Source organism: Streptomyces sp. TP-A0356 (genome assembly GCF_001417775.1).
Lineage (GTDB): Bacteria > Actinomycetota > Actinomycetes > Streptomycetales > Streptomycetaceae > Streptomyces.
Window position 1 is genome coordinate 15,051 of record NZ_BBZJ01000017.1, and the last position, 23,000, is coordinate 38,050.

A 23,000-nucleotide genomic window follows, 5' to 3' on the forward strand; every position below is an offset into this window, starting at 1 on the left:
ACACGTCCCCGTTGACGGGGTTGAAAACGGCCCGGAGAGTGGTAATCCACGCGAGGGGGACATCCGCGGTGGCTCGCCGCGGCGCGGATCGGGGGCTGGCATGGGCATCGGGACCGCGGGGGACGGCGGCAGGCTGCCGTGGACGGACGTGGTGCTGTCCGCGATCGCCTCGGTGAGCTGGGCGTTGATCGGAATGGCGGGGACGGCGGCGCTCGGTCTGCATCTGCTCCAGGCGGACACGGCGGGTTCGCTCGGGCCCATGACGGCGGCGATGGTGGCCCTGGGGGCGAACGGATCGGTCACGCCGTCCGGGGACGTGTCCGCGTTCGGTCTGAAGGGAGCGCAGGCGACGACCGCCATAGAGATCGCGCCACTGGGCGTCTCGCTGGTGGGCGCGCTGCTGCTCTGCTGGTTCTTCCTACGTTCCTTACGCGCGCGGGGAGTTGAGATCACGCCCGCCGAACTCCTCGTGCGCGCGGGCGCGGTGGTCGTGCTGTTCGTGGCGGTGCTGGGCGGTCTCGCCTGGGTCGGCCACGACGTGATCACCCTCGACGGGAACGCGCTCGGACTCGGCAAGCTGCCCGGTGGAGGCGGGAGCGGCGGCGGCAGCGGCAGCGGCGGACTCGACATCCCCGGACTCGGCGACATCGGGGGGCTGCTGCCGAGCCGGATCGGCGACCTCGTCCAGGCGAAGGCCGCGGTCGGCTTCACCGTCGATGCGGTGCCCACGCTGCTCGGGGGCGCCGCGTGGGCGGCCGGTGTGCTGGTGATCGCGCTGCTCGCGGCACGGCGCACTCCCCTGCCGCGCGGCTGGGAGGCGGTGCACCGGGTGGTACGGCCGGCCGTGTCCGCGCTGGTGAGCGTGGTGCTGGTCGCCGTGGCGGCCGGCTTCGCGGCGGCGCTGTACGCGGCGATCGGCGACGACCATCCGGCGCGGATCGCGGGGTCGGCGCTGCTCGGCGCGCCCAACGGGGTGTGGCTGGGCGTCGCGATCGGGCTGTTCGTACCCTGGGACGGCAAGGCCTCCGGTGAGCTGGCGAAACTGCTGCCCGACCCGCTGGACCGGCTGCTGAGCGTGCGAACGAGCCGGCCGGTCACGCTGGGCCGCCTGGCCGAACTGGACGGCAAGGTATGGCTGCTGGCGGTCGCCGCCGCGCTCATGATGCTCTTCGCGGGCGTACTGACGGCGGCACGTACGCCTCTCGTACGAGCCCGGGATGCCGCTGCCGTACCGGGCTCGCCCCCCGCTGCCGTACGGGATCCGGGTCCCCTCGGCTTCGCAGGGCGCTGTGCCCTGCGGCTCGGGATCGCGACGGCGTCGGCACTGCCGCTGCTGGCCTGGCTGACGGACGTGTCGGTGGACGCCTCGCTGTCCGTGTTCGGATTCGACGCGTTCGGTGCGGGCATCGCACTGCACGGGCGCCTCGCCATGGCACTGCTGCTGGGGGCCGCGTGGGGCGCGGGAGCCGGGGCGGTGGGGGCGCTCCTCGCGTATGCGACCGGGGCGGCCGGGAGCCGGGTGGCGCCGGCGGCACGGGGTGACGCGGGGTGGCCGACGGCTCCGGGGCCGTACGGGCCGGTGCCGCAGGAGGCGGGTCCCTATACGCCGAGCAGGCCGTACCGCCCGCCGAACCCCGCGACGAACCCGTATCTGCGACTGCCGGAGGGGCTGAACGACCCCGGACACCGGCAGACACCCGCCGACGCGGACGCGTACCTGGACCGCGACCCCGGACACCCGCGGACAGCCCGCCGCGCGGACGCACCACCGCCGCGCGACCCCGGAGATCCGCAGACCCCCACCGACGCGGGCCCACCACCACCCCGCAGCCCCGGACATCCGCGGACCCCCACCGACGCGGGCGCACCGCCGCCGCCCGGCGTGCCCGGGCCGCCCGATCGGGGTGACGTGTACGGCGCCCCCACCGTGGTCGGGCCCATCGAGCCACCGTCCCGGTCGCCGCGCGGGCGGACGCCGTCGTCCTCGGACGAGGGCCCGCCCCCGCCGCCTCCCCCGCCCCCGCATCCGCCGTCGGTCAGGCCCCGGAGGCGTGACTGACGAGGACGAGTGGCCGCCCGCGGGCCGCGCCGTTGGGGGCTTGCGAGCATGCGGTTCGCGTAGGCGCGGGGCAGAGGCCGTGGAGGCCGGCCCGCGAAGGTCCTCGCGGAGGTCCTCGCGGAGGTCCTCGCGGAGGCGGCCCTGCCGGGCCCCGCCTCTGCGTCTTCGTCGCCGATCAAGACATACGTCATGTGCCCGCCACCCACTGTTCCCCGTCCGCTAGACGGACCGGGCACGCGGAAGGCACTGGGTGCCGGATACGGTGGAAGCACCATGAGCGCTTCGCAGACCTCCGACGCCCCCACTCTCCTTGTCAAGATCTTCGGCAAGGACCGGCCCGGCCTGACCGCCGGCCTGTTCGACACCCTGGCCGCCTACAACGTCGACGTCGTGGACATCGAGCAGGTCGTCACCCGGGGCCGGATGGTGCTGTGCGCCCTTGTGACCGTGCCCCCGTCCGGGCTCGAGGGTGATCTGCGGGCCACCGTCCACAGCTGGGCGGAGTCCATGAAGATGCAGGCGGAGATCATCTCCGGTCTCGGCGACAACCGTCCGCGCGGTCTCGGGCGCTCCCTCGTCACCGTCCTCGGGCACCCGCTCACCGCCGAGTCGACGGCCGCCATCGCCGCCCGTATCGCCGCGGCCGGCGGCAACATCGACCGTATCTTCCGGCTCGCCAAGTACCCCGTGACCGCCGTCGAGTTCGCGGTCTCCGGTGTGGAGACCGAGCCGCTGCGCACCGCCCTGGTGACCGACGCCGCGGCACTGGGTGTCGACGTCGCCGTCGTCGCGGCCGGTCTGCACCGGCGGGCCCAGCGTCTGGTCGTCATGGACGTGGACTCGACGCTCATCCAGGACGAGGTCATCGAACTGTTCGCCGCGCACGCCGGCTGCGAGGCGGAGGTCGCCGAGGTGACCGCGGCCGCCATGCGCGGCGAGCTGGACTTCGAGCAGTCGCTGCACGCGCGCGTGGCGCTGCTCAAGGGGCTCGACGCGTCGGTGGTGGACAAGGTGCGTGCCGAGGTCCGGCTCACTCCCGGCGCGCGCACCCTGATCCGGACGCTGAAACGACTCGGCTTCCAGGTCGGTGTCGTCTCCGGCGGTTTCACCCACGTGACGGACGATCTGAAGGAGCGGCTCGGGCTCGACTTCGCTCAGGCCAACACGCTGGAGATCGTCGACGGGAAGCTGACCGGCAAGGTCGTCGGCGAGATCGTGGACCGGGCGGGCAAGGCCCGGCTGCTGCGCCGGTTCGCCGCCGAGGCGGGCGTACCGCTGGCGCAGACCGTGGCGATCGGTGACGGGGCCAACGACCTCGACATGCTGAACGCGGCCGGTCTGGGCGTCGCCTTCAACGCCAAGCCGGTCGTTCGCGAGGCCGCGCACACCGCGGTGAACTTCCCCTTCCTGGACACCGTCCTCTATCTGCTGGGCGTCACCCGGGAAGAGGTCGAGGCGGCGGACACGCACGACGACATGCCCTGAGTCCGCGGACCGCTCGCACGTACGTACGCGTACGTGTGCGTACATGGACGGGCCCGCACCATGCGGGTGCCAGGCCCGTCCCGTTCCGTTCCGTAGGGATTCCTCGCCGTGGGGTTACTCGCTCGGCGCCCAGTAGTCGATCAGGGTGGCCGTACCCGGCTCCAGCGACTTCCAGGAACCCTCGAAGCCGAGCACGGTGAAGGCGGCGGCCGGGAATCCCCGTCGGCTCATGTGCTCGCGGGCGTCGCCCTCGGCCGCGCCGGGAAGGATCTCGGCGAGGCCGTGGAGGCCCGGGTTGTGACCGATCAGGATCACGTTGTGCACGTCGTCCGGTGTTTCGTTGAGCACGGTGATCAGCTCGCCGGGCGAGGCCTCGTACAGCCTCTCCTCATAGACGGTTTTCGGCCGATGAGGGAGCTCCTGGACCGCGAGCTTCCAGGTCTCGCGGGTGCGGGTCGCGGTGGAGCAGAGGGCCAGGTCGAAGTGGATGCCGGTGTCGGCCAGCTTGCGTCCGGCGACGACCGCGTCCTTACGGCCCCGGTCGGAGAGCGGACGCTCATGGTCGGGGACCTGTGGCCAGTCGGCCTTCGCGTGCCGGAAGAGGACAATCCTGCGGGGTTCTGCGGAGCTCATGCGACCCAGCTTCGCATGAAACAGGCCAACGGGCGCAGGGAGTTGGCGGCGCCGGGGGCGCGTCCCCGCGCAGGCGGGTGGATCACGCCACGTGGGTCACGGCACTTGGGTCACGGCACGTGGCACACGGCGCCTGGCGCACGGCACGTGGGGCACGGCGCCTGGCGCACGGCACGTGGGGCACGGCGCCTGGCGCACGGCACGTGGCGCACGGCGCCTGGCGCACGGCACGTGGCGCACGGCACGTGGCGCACGGCGCGTGGCTCACGGCGCGTGGCTCACGGCGCTTGGTGGGTCAGCGTCTGCTGGATGCGCTCGACGAGATGGCTGAGGGCGGGGTCACCGCCCGCGTGCGCGTCCGCCGGATTGAGTATCAGCGCCAGCAGGACGACGAAGGCCAGCGTGGGCAGAGCGAGGGCCCACCAGGGCAGCCGGATGTCGACGCCGCCCGTGGTCGCCGGGTGGGGCCGGGTGTGCGTGCGGGCCGGCATGACTGCCTCCGTGGGTCCTCGAGTGGTCCGTGGTCCGCGCCTCGCGGCCACATCTCGAAGGTAGGGACCACGGGGCCCTCAACCCATCCGGTGATCCACCCACTTGACCCTGACACTGGCCCCCTAGGGGATGGTGGGGGCAGCCCCACCCCGGTGCCGGGCGCGGTCCGTCAGGGTGAGGCGAGCGTCGCGATGACGGCGATGATCACGAAGATGGCGAAGAACGTGCCGAAGACGAGCAGCATCTTCTTCTGGCCGTTCTGGGGATTCGGGTCGAGCACGGGCATACGGTCAGTTTCGCACCCCTCCCCCGCCCCGGCCCCGGCGGGGTCCGCCGGGGACACCCGGGCGGCCCAGTCGCGGGGTCAGCGCGCCGCCTCGTCCTCCACGGTCCGGTTGCGGCCCGCCAGGATGCCCACCATGACCTGCGGGACCATCAGGGCGGCCATCAGGGCGAGCGGCAGGCCCCAGCCGCCGCTGTGCTGGTAGAGGACGCCGACCAGCAGCGGCCCCGGGATCGACAGCAGATACCCGGTGCTCTGCGCGAACGCCGACAGCTTGGCCACGCCCGCACCGGTCCGCGCCCGCATCCCCACCATGGTGAGCGCCAGCGGGAAGGCGCAGTTGGAGACGCCGAGCAGCAGGGCCCATGCCCAGGCGCCACTCGCCGGGGCCCAGTACAGGCCCGCGTACCCGGCGAGACCGCACACGCCGAGGGCGACCACGATCGGCCCCTGCCGCGGCAGCCGTGTGGCCAGCCGCGGGATGACGAAGGCGAGGGGCACGCCCATCACCATCGTGACCGCCAGGAGCAGGCCGGCCGTGTCGGCGGGTACCCCCGCGTCGCGGAAGATCTGTGCCATCCAGCCCATCGTGATGTACGCGGCCGTCGCCTGGAGCCCGAAGAAGACGGCCAGCGCCCAGGCGGTACGGCTCCGGGTGATCCGAAGCCCGTCGGGCCCCTCCCGTCCGGAGTCCCGGGCCGGGGTGCTCTCCGCGGCACCCGCGTTCCTCGCGCGGACGAACGGGATCCACGGCAGGACGGCGGCCGCGGCCGGTGCCGCCCAGACGGCGAGCCCCGACTGCCAACTGCCGCCCAGCGCGTCGGTCATGGGCACCGTGGCCGCCGCCGCGGCGGACGTACCCAGGGCGAGCGCCATCGAGTACAGGCCCGTCATCGAGCCCACCCGGTCGGGGAACCAGCGCTTGACGATCACCGGCATCAGGACGTTGCTGACGGCGATGCCCATCAGGGCGAGCGCGCTGGCGGCCAGGAACCCGGCGGTGTTCCCGGTGTACGGGCGGAGCACCAGTCCGGCGGTGATCGCGGCCATTCCGGCGCAGACCACGGCGCCGGGTCCGAAGCGGCGGGCGAGCCGTGGCGCCATGACGCCGAAGACGGCGAAGCAGAGGGGTGGCACCGAGGTGAGCAGTCCCGCGACGCTGCCGCTCATCCCGAGACCGTCGCGCACCTCTTCGAGGAGGGCGCCGAGGCTGGTGATGGCGGGCCGCAGGTTGAGCGCGGTGAGGACGATGCCGACGACCAGCAGACGCGTCCGCCACGCGCGCGTGGCGAGCGACCCGCCCCGCGGCCCTGTCGCCGTCCCCGGTTCCGTGCCCGATCCCGTCCCAGGCTCCGTCCCCGGCTCCGCCGAACCGTCCATGACTGCGGACGTCGCCGTCCTGGTCTCCTCGCTTGGCATGAGGCCATCATAGAATCATGGGATGATTGGTTGTCCAATTTCGTTGCGTTACGCTCCGGACTCTCCGGCCCCGCACTCAGGACCGCACGAAGGACCGCCATGCCGCTGAGCCACCCGCGCCGATCCGCGCTGTCCGAACAGGTCATCGCCGAACTGCGCACCCAGATCACCTCGGGCGAATGGCCGGTGGGCTCCCGCATCCCCACCGAACCCGAGCTGGTCGAACAGCTCGGGGTCGCCCGCAACACGGTCCGCGAGGCCGTCCGCGCGCTCGCGCACAACGGGCTGCTGGACATCCGCCAGGGGTCCGGCACCTACGTGGTGGCGACCAGCGAACTGGCGGGGGTGATGCACCGCCGGTTCGCCGACGCCGAGCCGGACCACATCGCCGAACTGCGCTCCACCCTGGAGTCGGGCGCCGCGCAGCTGGCCGCCGAGCGGCGCACCGAGCGCGACCTCAAGCAGCTGGACGCGCTCCTGGCACGCCGCGAGGAGGCCTGGGCGTCCGGGGACACCGAGGCGTTCGTGACCGCCGACGCGACGTTCCACATGGCGGTGGTGGCGGCGTCCCACAACGACGTGATGACGGCGATGTACGCGGATCTCGGTGAGGTGCTGCGGGACTGGCTGCGCGACGACGTCGGCGGGGAGCTGACGCCGGAGACGTACATGGACCACACCGGGCTCGTGGAGGCGATCCGTGCGGGCGACGCCGCGGCGGCGGCCGCGGAAGCGGCGAGCTATCCGTTCATGTGCCGCCCGGGCCGCCGGAAGTCCACGGGCCGCTGACGGCGGCTCACCGAGCGTGGCTGACCCACGCCGAGCGGACCTGCTGCCAGCACCTGCCGGTCAGCCGTACGGTCATCGCCGGCCCGGCGTCGGCCGGGGCGCTGTCGGTGTCGAGGTCCCACCAGGGGTCGCATTCGATGTGCAGGCCGACGTGATCGGTCTCGGGGTACGGGTTGTGGCAGTACGCGACGACGTGCGAGCCGGTGACGTGGACACGGCACTCCGACCCGAAGGGCCCCGGGTCGGCGGGCTGTCCGGGCTTCATGCGTGCGCGTGAGATGGAGTGCTTCCCGCGCGCGTGCGGCATGGCGTCGTAGGGCAGAGCGGTCACCAGCGCGATGGCGAGGAAGGCCGGGGCGAAGCGGCGGGGTGAGCGCACAGGCAAACCTCCTCGGCCGTTCGGCTGCGGGGCGGTGCGTACTCCCAGCGTGCGCGCCGCGGGCCCCGGGCAGCTGTGCCAGTTGCTCCGAACGGGCGACGCCCCGCTCCCCGCGCTTGCGGGAAACGGGGCGTCGGACTCGTACGCCATCAGGCCCACACCGGGACGTAAGCGCTTGCGCAATCGCTCAGAGCTCCGTCCGTGGACGCTCAGGCGCCGATGGCGTGCAGACCGCCGTCCACGTGGATGATCTCACCGGTGGTCTTCGGGAACCAGTCGCTGAGCAGGGCGACGACGCCACGGCCGGCCGGCTCCGGGTCCTTGAGGTCCCACTCCAGCGGGGAGCGGCTGTCCCAGACGGAGGCCAGTTCGCCGAAGCCGGGGATGGACTTGGCGGCCATGGAGCCGATGGGGCCCGCGGAGATCAGGTTGCAGCGGATGTTCTGCTTGCCGAGGTCGCGCGCCATGTAACGGTTGGTGGCCTCCAGGGCCGCCTTGGCGGGGCCCATCCAGTCGTACTGCGGCCAGGCGTACTGGGCGTCGAAGGTGAGGCCGACGACCGAGCCGCCGTTCTGCATCAGCGGCAGGCAGGCCATGGTCAGCGACTTCAGGGAGAACGCCGAGACGTGCATGGCGGTGGCCACGGACTCGAACGGCGTGTTGAGGAAGTTGCCGCCCAGGGCGTCCTGCGGGGCGAAGCCGATGGAGTGGACCACACCGTCGAGGCCGCCCAGCTCCTCGCCGACGATGTCGGCCAGGCGCCCGAGGTGCTCGTCGTTGGTGACGTCGAGCTCGACGACCTTGGTGGGCTTGGGGAGCTTCTTGGCGATGCGCTCGGTCAGCGTGGGCCGCGGGAACGCGGTCAGGATGATCTCGGCGCCCTGCTCCTGGGCCAGCTTCGCGGTGTGGAACGCGATGGAGGACTCCATCAGCACGCCGGTGATCAGGACGCGCTTGCCCTCGAGAATTCCGCTCATGGTGATCAGTGACCCATTCCCAGTCCGCCGTCAACGGGGATGACGGCTCCAGTGATGTACGAGGCGTCGTCGGAGGCGAGGAACCGCACCGTCGCGGCGATCTCCTCGGGCTGCGCGTACCGGCCGAGCGGTACCTGCGACACGATGTTCTCGCGCTGCTCGTCGGTGAGCGCCTTGGTCATGTCGGTGTCGACGAAGCCGGGCGCGACGACGTTGAAGGTGATGTTGCGCGAGCCCAGTTCACGGGCGAGGGAGCGCGCGAGACCGACCAGGCCGGCCTTGGACGCGGCGTAGTTCGCCTGGCCGGCGGAGCCGAGCAGTCCCACGACCGACGAGATCAGCACCACGCGGCCCTTCTTGGCGCGCAGCATGCCGCGGTTGGCGCGCTTGACGACGCGGTAGGCGCCGACGAGGTTGGTGTCGATGACCGAGGTGAAGTCCTCCTCGGACATCCGCATCAGGAGCTGGTCCTTGGTGACGCCGGCGTTGGCGACGAGGACCTCGACCGGGCCGTGCTCGGCCTCGATCTCCTTGTAGGCCTGCTCCACCTGCTCGGTGTCGGTGATGTCGCACTTGACCGCCAGGAAGCCGGCCGGCGGCTCACCCGAGCGGTATGTGATGGCGACCTTGTCGCCTGCGTCCGCGAACGCGCGGGCGATGGCGAGGCCGATGCCCCGGTTGCCTCCAGTGACGAGAACCGAGCGGCTCAACGGATCACCCTTTCGATAGCGGTCTGGAACCCCTGCAGGACAGGCGCCTTCGTCGAAAACCTATCGGTCCCGCCCTTCGGGCGGACAATCGGGCACCGACAGTCGCGTGGGGGACTCACTGTCGGATCCCTACAGTCGAGGGCCGGATTCGGTCCGCCTTACCAGGAGCGTAAGCGGCAGGCCGGGCCGGTGAGCCGCAGCGGGCGTGCGTTTGTCGTATGTGATCAGGCAGTCGAGTGTGATCAGGCAGTCGAGTGCCTCGCCGATGGCCAGTGCTCACACAGCAGGGACCGTTGCGGGGCCGGGGCGACTCCTCCCGCGACCGGTGCAGGACACCGTGCAGCAGGCCTCGGCAGGAGTCCCCGCTCTTCCAGGGAACCCGAACAGTGAGACGTGATTCACTGCCTGCGATGGTCATCACAGGAGAGCGCCTCGAAGGGATCCCACCCGTGCCCCATGACGTCGATCAGTCGTTCCTGGCACTTCCGCTACGCGCTCTGGCCGACGCCGCGCTGGCACGCGCGCGGACGCTGGGGGCCGAGCACGCGGACTTCCGGTTCGAGCGGGTGCGCAGTGCCGCCTGGCGGCTGCGCGACGGCCAGCCCTCCGGGTCGTCGGACACGACCGACCTGGGGTACGCGGTACGGGTCGTGCACGGCGGGACCTGGGGTTTCGCCTCGGGTGTCGATCTGACGCCGGACGCCGCCGCCAAGGTCGCGTCCCAGGCCGTGTCGATGGCCAAGCTGTCGGCGCAGGTGATCAAGGCCGCCGGGTCCGACGAGCGGGTGGAGCTGGCGGACGAGCCGGTGCACGCCGAGAGGACGTGGGTGTCGTCGTACGAGATCGATCCCTTCAGCGTGCCCGCCGAGGAGAAGACGGGGCTGCTGGCGGACTGGAGCGCACGGCTGCTCGCGGCCGACGGCGTCAACCATGTGGACGCCTCGCTGCTGACCGTCCACGAGAACAAGTTCTACGCCGACACCGCGGGGACCGTGACCACCCAGCAGCGCGTGCGGCTGCACCCGCAGCTGACCGCGGTCTCGGTCGACGACTCCACCGGTGAGTTCGACTCGATGCGCACCCTCGCGCCGCCGGTCGGCCGCGGCTGGGAGTACCTGACGGGCACCGGCTGGGACTGGGACTGGGAGCTGGAGCAGATCCCGGAGCTGCTCGCCGGGAAGATGCGCGCGCCGAGCGTCGAGGCGGGCGTCTACGACCTGGTCGTCGACCCGTCCAATCTGTGGCTGACCATCCACGAGTCCATCGGCCACGCCACCGAGCTGGACCGCGCGCTGGGCTACGAGGCCGCGTACGCCGGCACGTCCTTCGCCACCTTCGACAAGCTGGGCAAGCTGAGGTACGGCTCCGAGCTGATGAACGTCACCGGTGACCGCACCGCCGAGCACGGGCTCGCGACGATCGGGTACGACGACGAGGGCGTCGAGGGCCAGTCCTGGGACCTGGTCAAGGACGGGACGCTGGTCGGGTACCAGCTGGACCGGCGCACCGCCAGGCTGACCGGGTTCGAGCGGTCCAACGGATGCGCGTACGCCGACTCCCCCTCGCACGTGCCGGTGCAGCGCATGGCCAACGTCTCGCTCCAGCCGGATCCGGGCGGGCTGTCCACCGAGGATCTGATCGGTGGTGTGGACCGAGGGATCTATGTCGTCGGGGACCGCTCCTGGTCGATCGACATGCAGCGGTACAACTTCCAATTCACGGGTCAGAGGGCGTACATGATCCGGAACGGCCGCCTCGAGGGGCAGGTCAAGGACTTTGCATATCAGGGGGTCACCCCCCAGTTCTGGGGCTCCATGGATGCCGTCGGAGGCCCCCAGACCTACGTCCTGGGAGGGGCCTTCAACTGCGGAAAGGCCCAGCCGGGGCAGGTTGCTTCCGTCTCTCACGGGTGCCCGTCCGCACTTTTTCGGAGTGTGAACATCCTGAACACCGCGAACGAGTCCGGCCGCGCCTGAGAGGGCAGCCCCAGTCGGTTGTGCAGGGTCGTGCGCCTCGGTCCTTGCGGGCAGCCCGGCGTCCGCCTTCCGACGCGCGGGGCGAGGGCTTTCGCGAGACGCTGGGAGCGAGGAGCGCGCCCGAGAGTGGGGTGCGCATTCCAGCTGGAACCCGCACCTAGCTGTGAAGGCGGGCCGTGATGAGCGATTCGGATACGGGCGCCAAGGGGCGGAGCCAGGGCGAGACGGCCGGACTCTCGGCGATCAGGCTGAGCGTCAACGATCAGGTACGGCAGCTCGAGCTGGATCCGCGAACCTCGCTGCTCGACGCGCTGCGCGAACATCTGCGCCTGAGCGGCACCAAGAAGGGGTGTGACCACGGGCAGTGCGGAGCATGCACCGTGCTGATCAACGGCCGGCGGGTCAACTCCTGCCTGACGCTGGCCGTCATGCACGAGGACGACGAGATCGTGACGATCGAGGGCCTGGGCGATCCCGATGGCCTGCACCCCATGCAACGCGCCTTCGTCGAGAGCGACGGCTTCCAATGCGGCTACTGCACGCCCGGCCAGATCTGTTCGGCCGTCGGCATGCTCGCCGAGGTGGAGGCGGGCTGGCCGAGCCACGCCACGGCCGACGTGTCCGCGCCGCAGGTCGCGTTGACCGACGAGGAGATCCGCGAGCGGATGAGCGGCAACATCTGCCGGTGCGCCGCCTATCCGAACATCGTCGCGGCCATCCGCGGCACCGCGCAGGGAGGGCCGGGATGAGGTCGTTCACCTATGAGCGGGCGACGGACGCGCAGACCGCCGTCGCCGCGGTGTCCCGAACCGGCGCGAAGTTCATCAGCGGCGGCACCAATCTGCTCGACCTGATGAAGCTCGACATCGAGCAGCCCAGCCATCTGGTCGACATCAGCCGGCTTCCGTTGCGGGACATCGAGGAGCTCCCGGACGGCGGACTGCGCATCGGCGCCCAGGCGGCGAACTCCGACGTGGCCGCCGACGCCCGGGTGCGCACCCGCTATCCGGTGCTGTCGGAGGCGCTGGTGTCCGGCGCCTCCGGACAGTTGCGCAACAAGGCGTCCACCGGCGGAAACCTGTTGCAGCGCACTCGCTGCCCCTACTTCTACGACACCGCCGCGGGCTGCAACAAGCGTGATCCCGGGTCCGGATGCTCGGCGATCGGCGGGTTCAACCGGATACACGCGATCCTCGGCGCCAGCGAGTCCTGCATCGCCACCCACCCCTCGGACATGGCCGTCGCGTTGACCGCGCTGGCAGCGGAGATCGAGCTGCTCGACGCCGACCAGGCGGTACGCCGCGTCGCCATCACGGACTTCTACCGGCTGCCGGGCGACACCCCGCACATCGAGACCGTGCTGCGGCCCGACGAGATGATCACGAGCGTGGTCCTGCCCCCGCCTCCGCCGGGCCGGCAGAAGTACCGCAAGGTGCGCGACCGGGCGTCGTACGAGTTCGCGCTGGTCTCCGTGGCGGCTGTCGTCTCGACCGATCAGGGAACGATCAGTGAGGCGCGGGTGGCGTTCGGCGGTGTCGCGCACAAGCCGTGGCGGTCCGTCGAGGCGGAGGCCGCGTTGACCGGCCGTCCTGCCACGATGGCCACCTATCGGGCCGCCGCGGAGGCGGCGATGCGCGACGCGGTCGGGCAGGGGCACAACGACTTCAAGATCGAGCTGGCCAAGCGCACGCTGTGCCGCACGCTGGCGCAAGTGGCCGGGGCGAGCTGAGGAGGCGGCATGATCGGGCAAGCCCTGAACCGCGTCGACGGCCCGTCGAAGGTCGCCGGCCGGGCCACCTATGCCTACGAGCAATGGGAGGCCGGCCGGCCGCTCTACGGTTCCATCGTCGGCGCGACGATCGGCAAGGGCCGTATCACCCGGATCGACACGGAGAGCGCCGAACGCGCCCCCGGCGTGCACATGGTGATGACCCATCTCAATGCCCCGCCGCAAGGCACTCGCGACGAGTCCATTCCGTTCGAGTACTGGCGCGCCCAGCCGGTGCTGACCGGACCCGACATTCACCATTACGGCGAGCCGGTGGCACTCGTCGTCGCCACGACCCTCGAGCAGGCCCGTGCGGCGGCCGATCTCGTCGAAGTCGAGTACGCCACCGGGCGGGGACGTTTCACCTTCGACGAGCAGGACGACGAGGTGTACATCCCGAAGGTGGTCAACGCCGGTCTCCCCACCGACACCGCGGTGGGCGATTTCGACGCCGGGTTCGACAGCGCGGACGTCAGGATCGACCAGTACTACACGACCCCGTACGAGTTCTCGATGCCCATGGAACCGCACGCATGTCTGGTGGAACCGCGTGACGAGGACCTCATCGTCTACGTCAGCTGCCAGATCGTCGATGCGGCGCAGACCTCGATCGCCAGCACGCTGGGGATCGACCCGGCGCGGGTTCACATCGTCACCCCCTTCGTCGGCGGGGGATTCGGCTCCAAGCTGGGCATCCATTCCGAGACGATCCTGGCAGCGCTCGCCGCTCGCGCGTTGCGCCAACCGGTCAAGATCGCGATGACCCGGCAGCAGATCTTCCAGCTCGTCGGCATGCGCCCCACATCCAGCCAGCGGGTTCGGCTGGGCGCGGGACAGGACGGACGGCTGGCCGCGATCGCCCATGACGTCACCATGCACACCAACCCCGACGTGGAGTACGCCGAGCAGACCGCCGCCACGACCCGCAGCCTCTACGCGGCGCCCCACCGGTTGACCAGCCACCGGCTGGCGCCCCTCGACCTGCCGCGCGGGACGGACGTCCGCGCACCGGGCGAGGCGCCGGGCATGCTGGCGGTCGAGTCGGCGATGGACGAGTTGGCGTACGCGCTCGACATGGACCCGGTCGAGCTGCGGATCCGCAACGAGCCCACCGTCGATCCGGAGCGGGACGTGCCGTACAGCGACCGGCACCTGGTCGAGTGTCTGCGCGAAGGTGCGCGCCGGTTCGGCTGGGAGCACCGCCCCGCCGCCCCGGCGAGCGTGCGCGACGGGCGATGGCTGGTCGGCTACGGCATGTCCGCCGCCATCCGCGGGCACTTCCAGGGGCCGACCGCGGCGCGGGTGCGGTGGGAGGCGGACGGCACCGCCGTCGTCCAGACGGACATGACCGACCTCGGCACCGGTACGTACACCATCCTGACCCAGGTCGCGGCGGACGGCCTCGGGCTCTCGCCCGATCGGGTGCGGATCGAGCTCGGGCGGTCCGATTTTCCCTCCAGCTGGGGGTCCGGAGGCTCGTGGGGCGCCACCAATTCGTCCACCGCGGTGCATCGGGCGTGCCTGGCCCTGCGCGAGAAGGTGCTGGTCGCGGCGGGCGGCGACACGCGCTCTCCGCTGTACGGCCTCGACCCGGCAGACGCCGTGTTCTCCGATGGCAACGTGAGTATCGGCGGCGCGTCCGAGGCGGTGAGCGAGATCGTCGCACGCAACCATCCCGAAGGCGTGGAAGCGGAGGGCGGGACCCGCTTCATGGGCGATGATCCGAACTACACGGCCTACTCGATCAACACCTACGGGGCCCATTTCGCCGAAGTGGGGGTCGACGCGGACACCGCCGAGATCCGTCTGAGGCGGATGCTCGGCGTGTTCTCGGTGGGCCGCGTGTTCAACCCGAAGACCGCCCGCTCGCAGCTGATCGGCGGCATGATCTGGGGACTCGGCGCGGCCCTCGAGGAAGAGGCCGTCGTCGACCCGCGATCCGGCGCCTTCGTCAACCGCGATTTCGCGCAGTACCTGGTGCCGGTCAACGCCGACGTCCCGGACGTCGACGCCATCGTCCTTGACGGGTTCGACGACAAGGCCAACGTCCTTGGCGCGAAGGGCGTGGGTGAGCTGGGCATCTGCGGGGCCGGCGCGGCGGTCGCGAACGCGGTGTTCAACGCCACCGGCGTGCGCGTGCGCGACTTCCCCATCACCATCGAGAAGGTGCTGCCCGGCCTACCACTGCTGGAGGCCTGAGTCCGTGACGAATCCGTGACGGCGATGCCGGTTTCGCCGGGCCGCCGGGGCCGAGGCGGAGGCGGAAGCCGGTACGGTGCCCACCGCCCATTCGTGCGGCTTCCCTCGTTCGTCATCGCTGCAGGCAGCGCCCTCCATCGGGCGGGGAGAGCCAAGGTCACGGCGATATTCGCATCCCCTGTCAGGACGGCCGGTGGGTAGTCTCTGATCCGATCTGGAGCCAGGTCGCGGCGGTGTCGCACGGCTGCCCGTCGGCCCTCTTCAAGGGCGTCAACATTCTGAACACCACCCAGGAGGCCGGCCGATGAGCGCCCGTACCAGCAAGCCGCACGAGATCGTCGAACGGGCCCTCCAGCTGTCGCGTGCGGACGGGTGCGTCGTCATCGCCGACGAGCACTCCACCGCCAATCTGCGGTGGGCGGGCAACGCGCTGACCACGAACGGTGTGACGCGCGGGCGCACCCTCACCGTCATCGCGACCGTCGACGGCAAGGAGGGCACGGCGTCCGGGGTCGTCTCCCGCTCGGCCGTCACCTCCGACGACCTGGAGTCGCTCGTACGGGCGGCGGAGACCGCTGCCCGTGGCGCGGGGCCGGCCGAGGACGCGCAGCCGCTGGTGACGGGGGTACCGCAGTCGCCGGACTTCACGGACGGGCCCGCCGAGACGTCGTCCGCCGTCTTCGCGGACTTCGCGCCCGCGCTCGGCGAGTCGTTCGCACGCGCGCGTGCGGGCGGCCGCGAGCTGTACGGCTTCGCCAACCACGAGATGGTCTCGACGTACGTCGGCACGTCGACCGGGCTGCGCCTGCGACACGACCAGCCCGGCGGCACCCTGGAGCTCAACGCGAAGTCCCCCGACCGTACGCGCTCGGCCTGGGCGGGACGTTCGACCCGGGACTTCAAGGACGTCGACCCCGCCGTGCTGGACGCGGAGCTGGCCCGGCGGCTGGCGTGGGCGGAGCGCAGGGTGGAGCTGCCCGCGGGCCGGTACGAGACGCTGCTGCCGCCCACCGCGGTCGCCGACCTGCTGATCTACCAGATGTGGTCGGCGGCGGGCCGGAACGCGGCCGAGGGCCGCACGGTGTTCAGCAAGCCCGGGGGCGGCACCCGCGTCGGCGAGAAGCTGTCCGGGCTGCCGCTGACCCTGCGCAGCGATCCGAACGAGCCCGGCCTGGAGACGGCCCCCTTCGTCATCGCGCACTCCTCAGGCGACGACGCGTCGGTCTTCGACAACGGGCTGCCGCTGAAGGCCACCGAGTGGATCGGTGAGGGAGAGCTCAGGCATCTGACGACCACCCGGCACAGCGCGGCCCTGACCGGTCTGCCGCTCGCGCCGTCGATCGGGAACCTGATCCTGGACGGCGGCGGGGCCGGCTCCCTCGAGGAGATGGTCGCGAACACCGAGCGCGGGCTGCTGCTGACCTGCCTCTGGTACATCCGCGAGGTCGATCCGGCGACCCTGTTGCTCACCGGCCTGACCCGGGACGGCGTCTATCTCGTCGAGAACGGCGAGGTCACCGGCGAGGTCAACAACTTCCGCTTCAACGAGTCCCCGGTCGACCTGCTGGGCCGGGCCACCGAGGCCGGCTTCACGGAGAAGACCCTGCCGCGTGAGTGGAGCGACTGGTTCACCCGCGCCTCGATGCCTCCCGTGCGGGTGCCGGATTTCAACATGAGCTCTGTCAGTCAGGGCGTATAACCTCGTAGTCGGCTGTCACCCGACTGCCCGAGACCATCCGAGGAGATGCGAGAACCGTGACGGACATCGTCGACGAGCTGAAGTGGCGTGGGCTGTTCGCCCTGTCCACCGACGAGGACGCTTTGCGCAAGGCGCTCGCGGACGGTCCCGTCACGTTCTATTGCGGTTTCGACCCGACCGCGCCGTCCCTGCACGTGGGGCATCTGGTGCAGATGCTCACCGTGCGCCGGCTCCAGCAGGCCGGCCACCGGCCGCTGGCGCTGGTGGGCGGTGCGACGGGTCTGATCGGCGACCCGCGCCCGACCGCGGAGCGCACGCTGAACGACCCGGAGACGGTGGCCGGCTGGGTGGAGAAGCTGCGCCGCCAGATCGAGCCGTTCCTCTCCTTCGAGGGGGAGAACGCGGCCGTGATGGTCAACAACCTCGACTGGACCGAGGGCCTGTCCGCGATCGAGTTCCTGCGGGACATCGGCAAGCACTTCCGCGTCAACAAGATGCTGACGAAGGACTCCGTCGCCCGGCGTCTGGAGTCCTCCGAGGGCATCAGCTACACGGAGTTCAGCTACCAGATCCTGCAGGGCATGGACTTCCTGCAGCTCTACCGGCGGTACGGCTGCACCCTCCAGCAGGGCGGCAGCGACCAGTGGGGCAATCTCACGGCTGGTCTGGACCTGATCCACAGGCTGGAGCCGCACGCCGAGGTGCACGCGCTGGCCACTCCGCTGATGACGAGGGCGGACGGCACCAAGTTCGGCAAGACCGAGGGCGGCGCCATCTGGCTCGACCCGGAGATGACGACGCCGTACGCGTTCTACCAGTTCTGGCTGAACGTGGACGACCGGGATATCTCCACGTACATGCGGATACTGTCCTTCAAGTCCCGTGAGGAGCTGGAGGAGCTGGAGGAGCAGACCGAGGAGCGTCCGCAGGCCCGCGCGGCGCAGCGGGCGCTCGCCGAGGAGCTGACGACGCTGGTGCACGGCGCGGAGCAGACGGCCGCCGTCATCGCCGCCTCCAAGGCGCTCTTCGGTCAGGGCGAGCTGTCGGACCTCGACGACAAGACGCTGACGGCGGCCCTCTCCGAGGTGCCGCACATCCAGGTCACCGAGTTCCCCCCGGTGGCCGACCTGTTCGCCGAGGTCGGCCTGGTGCCCAGCAAGTCGGCCGCGCGGCGCACGGTGAAGGAGGGCGGCGCCTACGTGAACAACGTCAAGGTGACCGCCGAGGACGCCGTCCCCGCCAGGGAGGACCTGTTGCACGGGCGCTGGCTGGTGCTGCGCCGCGGCAAGAAGAACCTCGCCGCGGTGGAGGTCACGAGCGCCTGACACACCCGGCGGTCAGGTCATGAGCGCCTGACTGACGCCCGCCGGCGTGGGTGGCCGAGGCACTCGGGTACGGGTGCGGAAGGGGGCGGTCCCGTAGAGGGCCGCCCCCTTCCTCGTATCCTCACGCCTTCTGTTCGCCGCCCTTCATCGACATGTAGGCCATCTCGCCTAGGAAGACGAGGACGACCGCGGCGGCGAGCTGGAGTCCATGGCGGCCCCAGTCGATGCCCGGCGTCGATGCGATGCCGATGGCGCGGGCGATCGCGTTGCCGACGATGCCGCCGATCATGCCCATGAGGGTGGTCAGCCAGATCGGACTGTGCTGCTTGCCCGGCAGGATGAGCTTGGCCAGCAGGCCAAGGATGAATCCCACGATGATCGCCCACAACCAGCCCATGGCGGCCTCCTCGTACGGCTCGACGCGAGCAGTAGGCCCAGTCTCGGGCGGCCCGCCGTACGGCGCACGTCGGGTGCGCCCTTACGTGGGAGTGCGCAGGGCATTCGCCCAGGCAGCGGGCGCCCCGGTCTCGTAGGCGGCGGAGGCACGGCGTAACGTGGTGAGTGTTCCGGACCCGGCTGCTGACCGGGTGCGGGCAGGGTACGGGCCGGGGAGCGTCCGAAGCAGGCGGGTGGTGGAATGTGATGCGGAAGCTGAACAGCGGCGGTCACGCCCAGGTGTTCCGGATCACCGGCGCCCGGCAGGGCCTCGCGGCGGACGTGCGCGGCCGGCAGCGCCGCTATGTCATCTCGATGAGCGTGCGCACGGTGTCGGTGATCCTCGCGGCCACCCTGTGGAACGTGGAGCGGCCCGTGGCCGTCATCGCGCTGGTCCTGGGAGCCGCCCTCCCCTACATCGCCGTCGTCATCGCCAACGCCGGGCGTGAGAACGCGCCCTCGCTCCCGTCGACGTTCGTCACCACTCCGATGCGTCCGATGATCGCGCCGACTCCGGGCGGGGGCACCTCCAGCTCCAGCGAAGCGGGGAGTGGCGGGGGCTTCACGGAAGCCGTCCCGGAAGACATCCCGTCCGAGTCCGCGGCGGGCGTCCGCGGTGAGCCGCACGAGCGGACCTGACCCCGATCGGTCGTCGGGACACGGAATCGCACCCCGCACCAAGCTCAAGAAAAGCTCAGATCAATCATGTTGTTCCGGTGCCGGGCAGCGGGTTACCCGTGACATACTGCGTACGCGCTCCGCATCCCCCGTCGGAGCGACAGACCGACGCCGGGCAGCTCCCCCCGTGGCTGCTCGGCGTCGCCTTTGGTGAGCAGGCTAGGGTCGTGGATGTGATTGGCCCTGATCCTGACTCGCCCATGTGTTCCGCCAAGGGCTGCCGTGCCGACGCCGTGTGGGTGCTCGCCTGGAACAACCCGAAGCTGCACACGCCGGAGCGCCGCAAGACATGGCTGGCGTGCGAGGAGCATCGCGAGTACCTGTCGAAGTTCCTCGGCGTGCGGGGATTTCTCAAGGACGTCGTCAGTCTGCGGGACTGGCAAGCCCCGGAGGCCTGAGGGGACGGTAGGGGCGCGCTCATCCCCCGATCGCCGACATCGGCCGCTCCGGCTGCAGGAAGGACGGATCGTCCAGTCCCGACCCCGCCTTCTTGCCCCACATCGCGAGCCGCCAGATGCGGGCGATCTCCTCGTCGGGGGCGCCCGAGCGGAGCGCACCGCGCAGGTCGGTCTCCTCGGTGGCGAACAGGCACGTCCGTATCTGCCCGTCGGCCGTCAGCCGTGTACGGTCGCAGGCCGCGCAGAACGGGCGGGTGACCGAGGCGATCACTCCGACGCGGTGCGGTCCGCCGTCGACGATCCAGCGCTCGGCGGGGGCGGCGCCGCGCTCCGCGGCGTCCTCGGGGGCCAGCTCGAAGCGGCTGCGCAGCGAGGCCAGGATGTCCCCCGCCGTGACCATGCCCTCGCGCTTCCAGCCGTGCTGTGCGTCCAGCGGCATCTGCTCGATGAAGCGGAGCTCGTACTCGTGTTCGACGGCCCAGGCGAGCAGGTCCGGGGCCTCGTCGTCGTTCAGTCCCGGCATCAGGACGGAGTTGACCTTGACGGGGGTCAGGCCCGCGTCCCGGGCGGCACGCAGGCCCTCCAGGACGTCCTTGTGGCGGTCCCGGCGGGTGAGGGCCTTGAAGACGTCGGGGCGCAGGGTGTCCAGCGAGACGTTCACCCGGTCCAGGCCCGCCGCCTTCAGGGCCTCGGCCGTGCGCTTCAGGCCGATGCCGTTCGTGGTGAGGGACATCTGGGGGCGGGGGGTCAGCGCGGCGACCCGCTCCACGATGCCGACCAGGCCGGGGCGCAGCAGCGGCTCGCCTCCTGTGAAGCGGACCTCCTCGATGCCGAGGGAGGTGACGGCGATGCCGATCAGGCGGACGATCTCGTCGTCGCTCAGCAGGTCGGGCTTGGCCAGCCACTCCAGGCCCTCCTCGGGCATGCAGTAGGTGCACCTCAGATTGCAGCGGTCGGTCAGCGAGACTCTCAGGTCGGTGGCCACCCGGCCGTAGGTGTCGATGAGCACGTGGGCCCCCTCCCTCGTCGCGGATCACATGCGTTTCCGTCACCTGCGAGCCTACGTGACCCCGCTGACAACGACAGCGGCCAGATCCCACGAGGTGGCCCGCGGCCGCGTCGTAGATCCCTACGACGTGGCCGCGAACGGGTCCTCTCTCAGTGCGCGCCGGTGCCGGTCAGGGACCGCACCTCCAGCTCCGCGTACTTGCCGGCGTCCGGCTCCTCCTTCGACAGGAGCGCCCCGAGCCAGCCCAGCAGGAAGCCGACCGGGATGGAGATGATGCCCGGGTTCTCCAGGGGGAACCAGTGGAAGTCGACGTCCGGGAACATCGACGCGGGCTTGCCGGAGACCACGGGTGAGAACAGCACCAGGCCGACCGCCGTGACCAGGCCTCCGTAGATCGACCACAGGGCGCCCTGGGTGGTGAACCGCTTCCAGAAGAGGCTGTAGAGGATCGTCGGCAGGTTGGCGGAGGCGGCGACCGCGAAGGCCAGCGCAACCAGGCCGGCGACGTTCAGGTCACGGGCCAGGGCGCCCAGCACGATGGACACGGCGCCGATGCCGACCGTCGCCCAGCGGGCCGCGTTCACCTCCTGCTTCTCGTCGGCCTGGCCCTTCTTGATGACGTTGGCGTAGATGTCGTGCGCGAACGACGAGGACGAGGCCAGGGTCAGCCCCGCCACGACCGCGAGGATCGTGGCGAAGGCGACCGCCGAGATCGTGGCCAGCAGGATCGCCCCCCAGTTGGAGCCGACGCCTCCGAGGTGCAGGGCGAGCAGGGGTGCGGCCGTGTTGCCCGCCTTGTTGGAGGCGATGATCTCGTCCGGTTTGATCAGCGCGGCGGCGCCGAAGCCGAGGGCGAGGGTCATCAGGTAGAAGGCGCCGATGAGGCCGATCGCCCAGTTCACCGACTTCCGGGCGGCCTTGGCGGTGGGCACGGTGTAGAAGCGGATCAGGATGTGGGGCAGACCGGCGGTGCCCAGGACCAGGGCGATGCCCAGGGAGATGAAGTCCAGCTTGGTCGTGCCGGTGGCGCCGTACTTCAGGCCGGGCTCCAGGAAGGCCGAGCCCTTGCCGCTGTTCGCGGACGCCTTGCCCAGCAGGTCCGAGAGGTTGAAGTGGAACTTCAGCAGGACCAGGAAGGTCAGCAGCAGGGCGCCCGCGATCAGCAGGACCGCCTTGACCATCTGCACCCAGGTGGTGCCCTTCATGCCGCCGATGGTGACGTACACGATCATCAGAAGGCCCACCAGGGCGACGATGCCGATCTTGCCGCCGTCGCTGGTGATGCCGAGCAGGAGTGAGACCAGGACGCCCGCGCCCGCCATCTGGGCGAGCAGGTAGAAGATCGACACGACGATCGTGGAGGTGCCGGCCGCGGTGCGGACCGGGCGCTGGCGCATGCGGTAGGCCAGTACGTCGCCCATCGTGTAGCGGCCGGAGTTGCGCAGTGGCTCGGCGACCAGCAGCAGGGCCACCAGCCAGGCGACCAGGAAGCCGATGGAGTACAGGAAGCCGTCGTAGCCGAAGAGGGCGATGGCGCCCGCGATGCCGAGGAAGGACGCCGCGGACATGTAGTCGCCGGAGACGGCGAGACCGTTCTGGAAGGCGGTGAACTGGCGGCCGCCCGCGTAGAAGTCGGCGGCGCTCCTGGTCTGGCGACCCGCCCAGACGGTGATGACGAGGGTCGCGGCGACGAACACCGCGAACAGGGTGATGATCAGCGGCCGGTGCTTGCTCGCCTCACCGGCGGCCAGGACGAGTGCCGGGCTCATGCGCCGCCCTCCATCCGGGACTTGATGGCCTCGGCCTTGGGGTCGAGTTCGGCGGCCGCGTGCCGCGAGTACCACCAGGCGATGAGGAAGGTGGTGAGGAACTGGGCGAGGCCGAGCACCAGGGCGACGTTGACGTTGCCGAAGAGCTTGGTGCCCATGAAGCCGCCCGCGTAGTTCGACAGCAGGACGTAGACGAGGTACCAGGCGATGAACGCCACGGTCAGCGGGAAGGCGAACGAGCGGTGGGAACGGCGCAGTTCACGGAACTCGGCACTCTCCTGGACCGCGGTGAACTCCTCGGTGGACGGCAGGACGCGTTCGGCGCTGGAGGGGGGAGGTGCGTCGGTGGCCACGGTGTCTCCTCGCGTTGCGGGTGCGCCGACGACGACGGCCGGCGGGGACGGGGACGGGTCGGGTGCGGACATACGAGGTCGACCTCGCAGTGACATGGATCACATCACAGGGGGTGACGGTAGCGCCCTGATGCGTGATCCGACAGGGGGCCTCGATCGTCCTCG

22 protein-coding genes are annotated in these 23,000 nt (G+C 70.8%); 11 read left to right on the top strand and 11 right to left on the bottom strand.

The window, feature by feature from the left end; translation table 11 throughout:
- Nucleotides 1-100: 100 nt before the first annotated feature.
- Nucleotides 101-2,059 carry a streptophobe family protein gene (locus ASC56_RS13150; RefSeq protein WP_055491543.1) on the top strand — a complete coding sequence of 653 codons (1,959 nt, stop codon included), beginning with the start codon at nucleotides 101-103 and terminating at the stop codon, nucleotides 2,057-2,059.
- Nucleotides 2,060-2,332: 273 nt separating this feature from the next.
- Nucleotides 2,333-3,544: a phosphoserine phosphatase SerB gene (gene serB / locus ASC56_RS13155; RefSeq protein WP_055491544.1), complete on the top strand. Its 1,212-nt coding sequence runs from the start codon at nucleotides 2,333-2,335 to the stop codon at nucleotides 3,542-3,544.
- Nucleotides 3,545-3,658: 114 nt separating this feature from the next.
- Here the strand turns inward: serB and ASC56_RS13160 are convergent, their stop codons facing one another.
- The 4 genes from ASC56_RS13160 to ASC56_RS13170 all read right to left on the bottom strand — a co-directional run bounded on the left by ASC56_RS13160 (nucleotide 3,659) and on the right by ASC56_RS13170 (nucleotide 6,332).
- Entirely contained in the window at nucleotides 3,659-4,177 is a 519-nt protein-coding gene (locus ASC56_RS13160) for a histidine phosphatase family protein (protein ID WP_055491545.1), read from the bottom strand.
- 278 nt (nucleotides 4,178-4,455) lie between these two features.
- Nucleotides 4,456-4,668: a hypothetical protein gene (locus ASC56_RS13165; protein ID WP_055491546.1), complete on the bottom strand. Its 213-nt coding sequence runs from the start codon at nucleotides 4,666-4,668 to the stop codon at nucleotides 4,456-4,458.
- Between the two features lie 170 nt (nucleotides 4,669-4,838).
- Entirely contained in the window at nucleotides 4,839-4,955 is a 117-nt protein-coding gene (locus ASC56_RS42785; protein ID WP_107309247.1) for an SGM_5486 family transporter-associated protein, read from the bottom strand.
- A gap of 78 nt (nucleotides 4,956-5,033) precedes the next feature.
- Complete coding sequence (locus ASC56_RS13170; RefSeq protein WP_055491547.1) at nucleotides 5,034-6,332, bottom strand: CynX/NimT family MFS transporter; 1,299 nt, start codon at nucleotides 6,330-6,332, stop codon at nucleotides 5,034-5,036.
- 138 nt (nucleotides 6,333-6,470) lie between these two features.
- Here ASC56_RS13170 and ASC56_RS13175 point away from each other — a divergent pair, with 138 nt between their 5' ends.
- Nucleotides 6,471-7,160, top strand: a complete 690-nt coding sequence (locus tag ASC56_RS13175) for a FadR/GntR family transcriptional regulator (RefSeq protein ID WP_055491548.1) — start codon at nucleotides 6,471-6,473, stop codon at nucleotides 7,158-7,160.
- Nucleotides 7,161-7,167: 7 nt separating this feature from the next.
- On the opposite strand, the gene ASC56_RS13180 is transcribed toward ASC56_RS13175, so the two are convergent.
- The 3 genes from ASC56_RS13180 to fabG form a co-directional block, all read right to left on the bottom strand.
- Nucleotides 7,168-7,539: a hypothetical protein gene (locus tag ASC56_RS13180; protein ID WP_055491549.1), complete on the bottom strand. Its 372-nt coding sequence runs from the start codon at nucleotides 7,537-7,539 to the stop codon at nucleotides 7,168-7,170.
- Between the two features lie 209 nt (nucleotides 7,540-7,748).
- On the bottom strand, nucleotides 7,749-8,516 hold the full coding sequence (gene fabI / locus ASC56_RS13185) for an enoyl-ACP reductase FabI (RefSeq protein ID WP_055491550.1): 768 nt from the start codon (nucleotides 8,514-8,516) through the stop codon (nucleotides 7,749-7,751).
- A gap of 5 nt (nucleotides 8,517-8,521) precedes the next feature.
- A complete protein-coding gene (fabG, locus tag ASC56_RS13190) occupies nucleotides 8,522-9,226 on the bottom strand; it encodes a 3-oxoacyl-[acyl-carrier-protein] reductase (RefSeq protein ID WP_055491551.1) in 705 nt (234 codons plus the stop codon).
- A gap of 449 nt (nucleotides 9,227-9,675) precedes the next feature.
- Between fabG and ASC56_RS13195 the strand changes: the two genes are divergently transcribed.
- The 6 genes from ASC56_RS13195 (at nucleotide 9,676) to tyrS (ending at nucleotide 18,193) form a co-directional block, all read left to right on the top strand.
- Complete coding sequence (locus tag ASC56_RS13195) at nucleotides 9,676-11,202, top strand: TldD/PmbA family protein (protein WP_055491914.1); 1,527 nt, start codon at nucleotides 9,676-9,678, stop codon at nucleotides 11,200-11,202.
- A gap of 179 nt (nucleotides 11,203-11,381) precedes the next feature.
- Nucleotides 11,382-11,951: a 2Fe-2S iron-sulfur cluster-binding protein gene (locus tag ASC56_RS13200; protein WP_079102483.1), complete on the top strand. Its 570-nt coding sequence runs from the start codon at nucleotides 11,382-11,384 to the stop codon at nucleotides 11,949-11,951.
- Complete coding sequence (locus ASC56_RS13205; RefSeq protein ID WP_055491552.1) at nucleotides 11,948-12,931, top strand: xanthine dehydrogenase family protein subunit M; 984 nt, start codon at nucleotides 11,948-11,950, stop codon at nucleotides 12,929-12,931. The genes ASC56_RS13200 and ASC56_RS13205 overlap by 4 nt, the downstream gene beginning before the upstream one ends.
- A 9-nt stretch (nucleotides 12,932-12,940) precedes the next feature.
- Nucleotides 12,941-15,169: a xanthine dehydrogenase family protein molybdopterin-binding subunit gene (locus tag ASC56_RS13210; protein ID WP_055491553.1), complete on the top strand. Its 2,229-nt coding sequence runs from the start codon at nucleotides 12,941-12,943 to the stop codon at nucleotides 15,167-15,169.
- Between the two features lie 304 nt (nucleotides 15,170-15,473).
- Complete coding sequence (locus ASC56_RS13215) at nucleotides 15,474-16,868, top strand: TldD/PmbA family protein (protein WP_055491554.1); 1,395 nt, start codon at nucleotides 15,474-15,476, stop codon at nucleotides 16,866-16,868.
- 56 nt (nucleotides 16,869-16,924) lie between these two features.
- Complete coding sequence (gene tyrS, locus ASC56_RS13220; RefSeq protein WP_055491555.1) at nucleotides 16,925-18,193, top strand: tyrosine--tRNA ligase; 1,269 nt, start codon at nucleotides 16,925-16,927, stop codon at nucleotides 18,191-18,193.
- A gap of 121 nt (nucleotides 18,194-18,314) precedes the next feature.
- Here tyrS and ASC56_RS13225 read toward each other — a convergent pair whose 3' ends face one another.
- On the bottom strand, nucleotides 18,315-18,590 hold the full coding sequence (locus ASC56_RS13225; RefSeq protein ID WP_055491556.1) for a GlsB/YeaQ/YmgE family stress response membrane protein: 276 nt from the start codon (nucleotides 18,588-18,590) through the stop codon (nucleotides 18,315-18,317).
- Nucleotides 18,591-18,835: 245 nt separating this feature from the next.
- Between ASC56_RS13225 and ASC56_RS13230 the strand changes: the two genes are divergently transcribed.
- Complete coding sequence (locus tag ASC56_RS13230) at nucleotides 18,836-19,267, top strand: DUF3099 domain-containing protein (RefSeq protein WP_055491557.1); 432 nt, start codon at nucleotides 18,836-18,838, stop codon at nucleotides 19,265-19,267.
- Nucleotides 19,268-19,506: 239 nt separating this feature from the next.
- A complete protein-coding gene (locus tag ASC56_RS13235) occupies nucleotides 19,507-19,704 on the top strand; it encodes a hypothetical protein (RefSeq protein WP_055491558.1) in 198 nt (65 codons plus the stop codon).
- Nucleotides 19,705-19,723: 19 nt separating this feature from the next.
- Here ASC56_RS13235 and moaA read toward each other — a convergent pair whose 3' ends face one another.
- The 3 genes from moaA to ASC56_RS13250 form a co-directional block, all read right to left on the bottom strand.
- A complete protein-coding gene (moaA, locus tag ASC56_RS13240; RefSeq protein ID WP_055491559.1) occupies nucleotides 19,724-20,713 on the bottom strand; it encodes a GTP 3',8-cyclase MoaA in 990 nt (329 codons plus the stop codon).
- Nucleotides 20,714-20,862: 149 nt separating this feature from the next.
- Nucleotides 20,863-22,482: a cation acetate symporter gene (locus tag ASC56_RS13245; RefSeq protein ID WP_055491560.1), complete on the bottom strand. Its 1,620-nt coding sequence runs from the start codon at nucleotides 22,480-22,482 to the stop codon at nucleotides 20,863-20,865.
- On the bottom strand, nucleotides 22,479-22,835 hold the full coding sequence (locus ASC56_RS13250; protein ID WP_055491561.1) for a DUF485 domain-containing protein: 357 nt from the start codon (nucleotides 22,833-22,835) through the stop codon (nucleotides 22,479-22,481). Before ASC56_RS13250 ends, ASC56_RS13245 begins: the two co-directional genes overlap by 4 nt.
- Between the last annotated feature and the right edge of the window lie 165 nt (nucleotides 22,836-23,000).

What these genes read in the sequence shown, in the direction of transcription:
- serB (WP_055491544.1), top strand. Translation starts at nt 2,333, where the DNA reads ATGAGCGCTTCGCAGACCTCCGACGCCCCCACTCTCCTTGTCAAGATC.
- ASC56_RS13235 (WP_055491558.1), top strand. Translation starts at nt 19,507, where the DNA reads ATGTGTTCCGCCAAGGGCTGCCGTGCCGACGCCGTGTGGGTGCTCGCC.
- ASC56_RS13205 (WP_055491552.1), top strand. Translation starts at nt 11,948, where the DNA reads ATGAGGTCGTTCACCTATGAGCGGGCGACGGACGCGCAGACCGCCGTC.
- ASC56_RS13215 (WP_055491554.1), top strand. Translation starts at nt 15,474, where the DNA reads ATGAGCGCCCGTACCAGCAAGCCGCACGAGATCGTCGAACGGGCCCTC.
- ASC56_RS13210 (WP_055491553.1), top strand. Translation starts at nt 12,941, where the DNA reads ATGATCGGGCAAGCCCTGAACCGCGTCGACGGCCCGTCGAAGGTCGCC.
- ASC56_RS13170 (WP_055491547.1), bottom strand. Translation starts at nt 6,332, where the DNA reads ATGGACGGTTCGGCGGAGCCGGGGACGGAGCCTGGGACGGGATCGGGC.
- ASC56_RS13175 (WP_055491548.1), top strand. Translation starts at nt 6,471, where the DNA reads ATGCCGCTGAGCCACCCGCGCCGATCCGCGCTGTCCGAACAGGTCATC.
- ASC56_RS13230 (WP_055491557.1), top strand. Translation starts at nt 18,836, where the DNA reads ATGCGGAAGCTGAACAGCGGCGGTCACGCCCAGGTGTTCCGGATCACC.
- fabI (WP_055491550.1), bottom strand. Translation starts at nt 8,516, where the DNA reads ATGAGCGGAATTCTCGAGGGCAAGCGCGTCCTGATCACCGGCGTGCTG.
- ASC56_RS13200 (WP_079102483.1), top strand. Translation starts at nt 11,382, where the DNA reads ATGAGCGATTCGGATACGGGCGCCAAGGGGCGGAGCCAGGGCGAGACG.
- ASC56_RS13225 (WP_055491556.1), bottom strand. Translation starts at nt 18,590, where the DNA reads ATGGGCTGGTTGTGGGCGATCATCGTGGGATTCATCCTTGGCCTGCTG.
- ASC56_RS42785 (WP_107309247.1), bottom strand. Translation starts at nt 4,955, where the DNA reads ATGCCCGTGCTCGACCCGAATCCCCAGAACGGCCAGAAGAAGATGCTG.
- ASC56_RS13245 (WP_055491560.1), bottom strand. Translation starts at nt 22,482, where the DNA reads ATGAGCCCGGCACTCGTCCTGGCCGCCGGTGAGGCGAGCAAGCACCGG.
- ASC56_RS13150 (WP_055491543.1), top strand. Translation starts at nt 101, where the DNA reads ATGGGCATCGGGACCGCGGGGGACGGCGGCAGGCTGCCGTGGACGGAC.
- ASC56_RS13165 (WP_055491546.1), bottom strand. Translation starts at nt 4,668, where the DNA reads ATGCCGGCCCGCACGCACACCCGGCCCCACCCGGCGACCACGGGCGGC.
- ASC56_RS13160 (WP_055491545.1), bottom strand. Translation starts at nt 4,177, where the DNA reads ATGAGCTCCGCAGAACCCCGCAGGATTGTCCTCTTCCGGCACGCGAAG.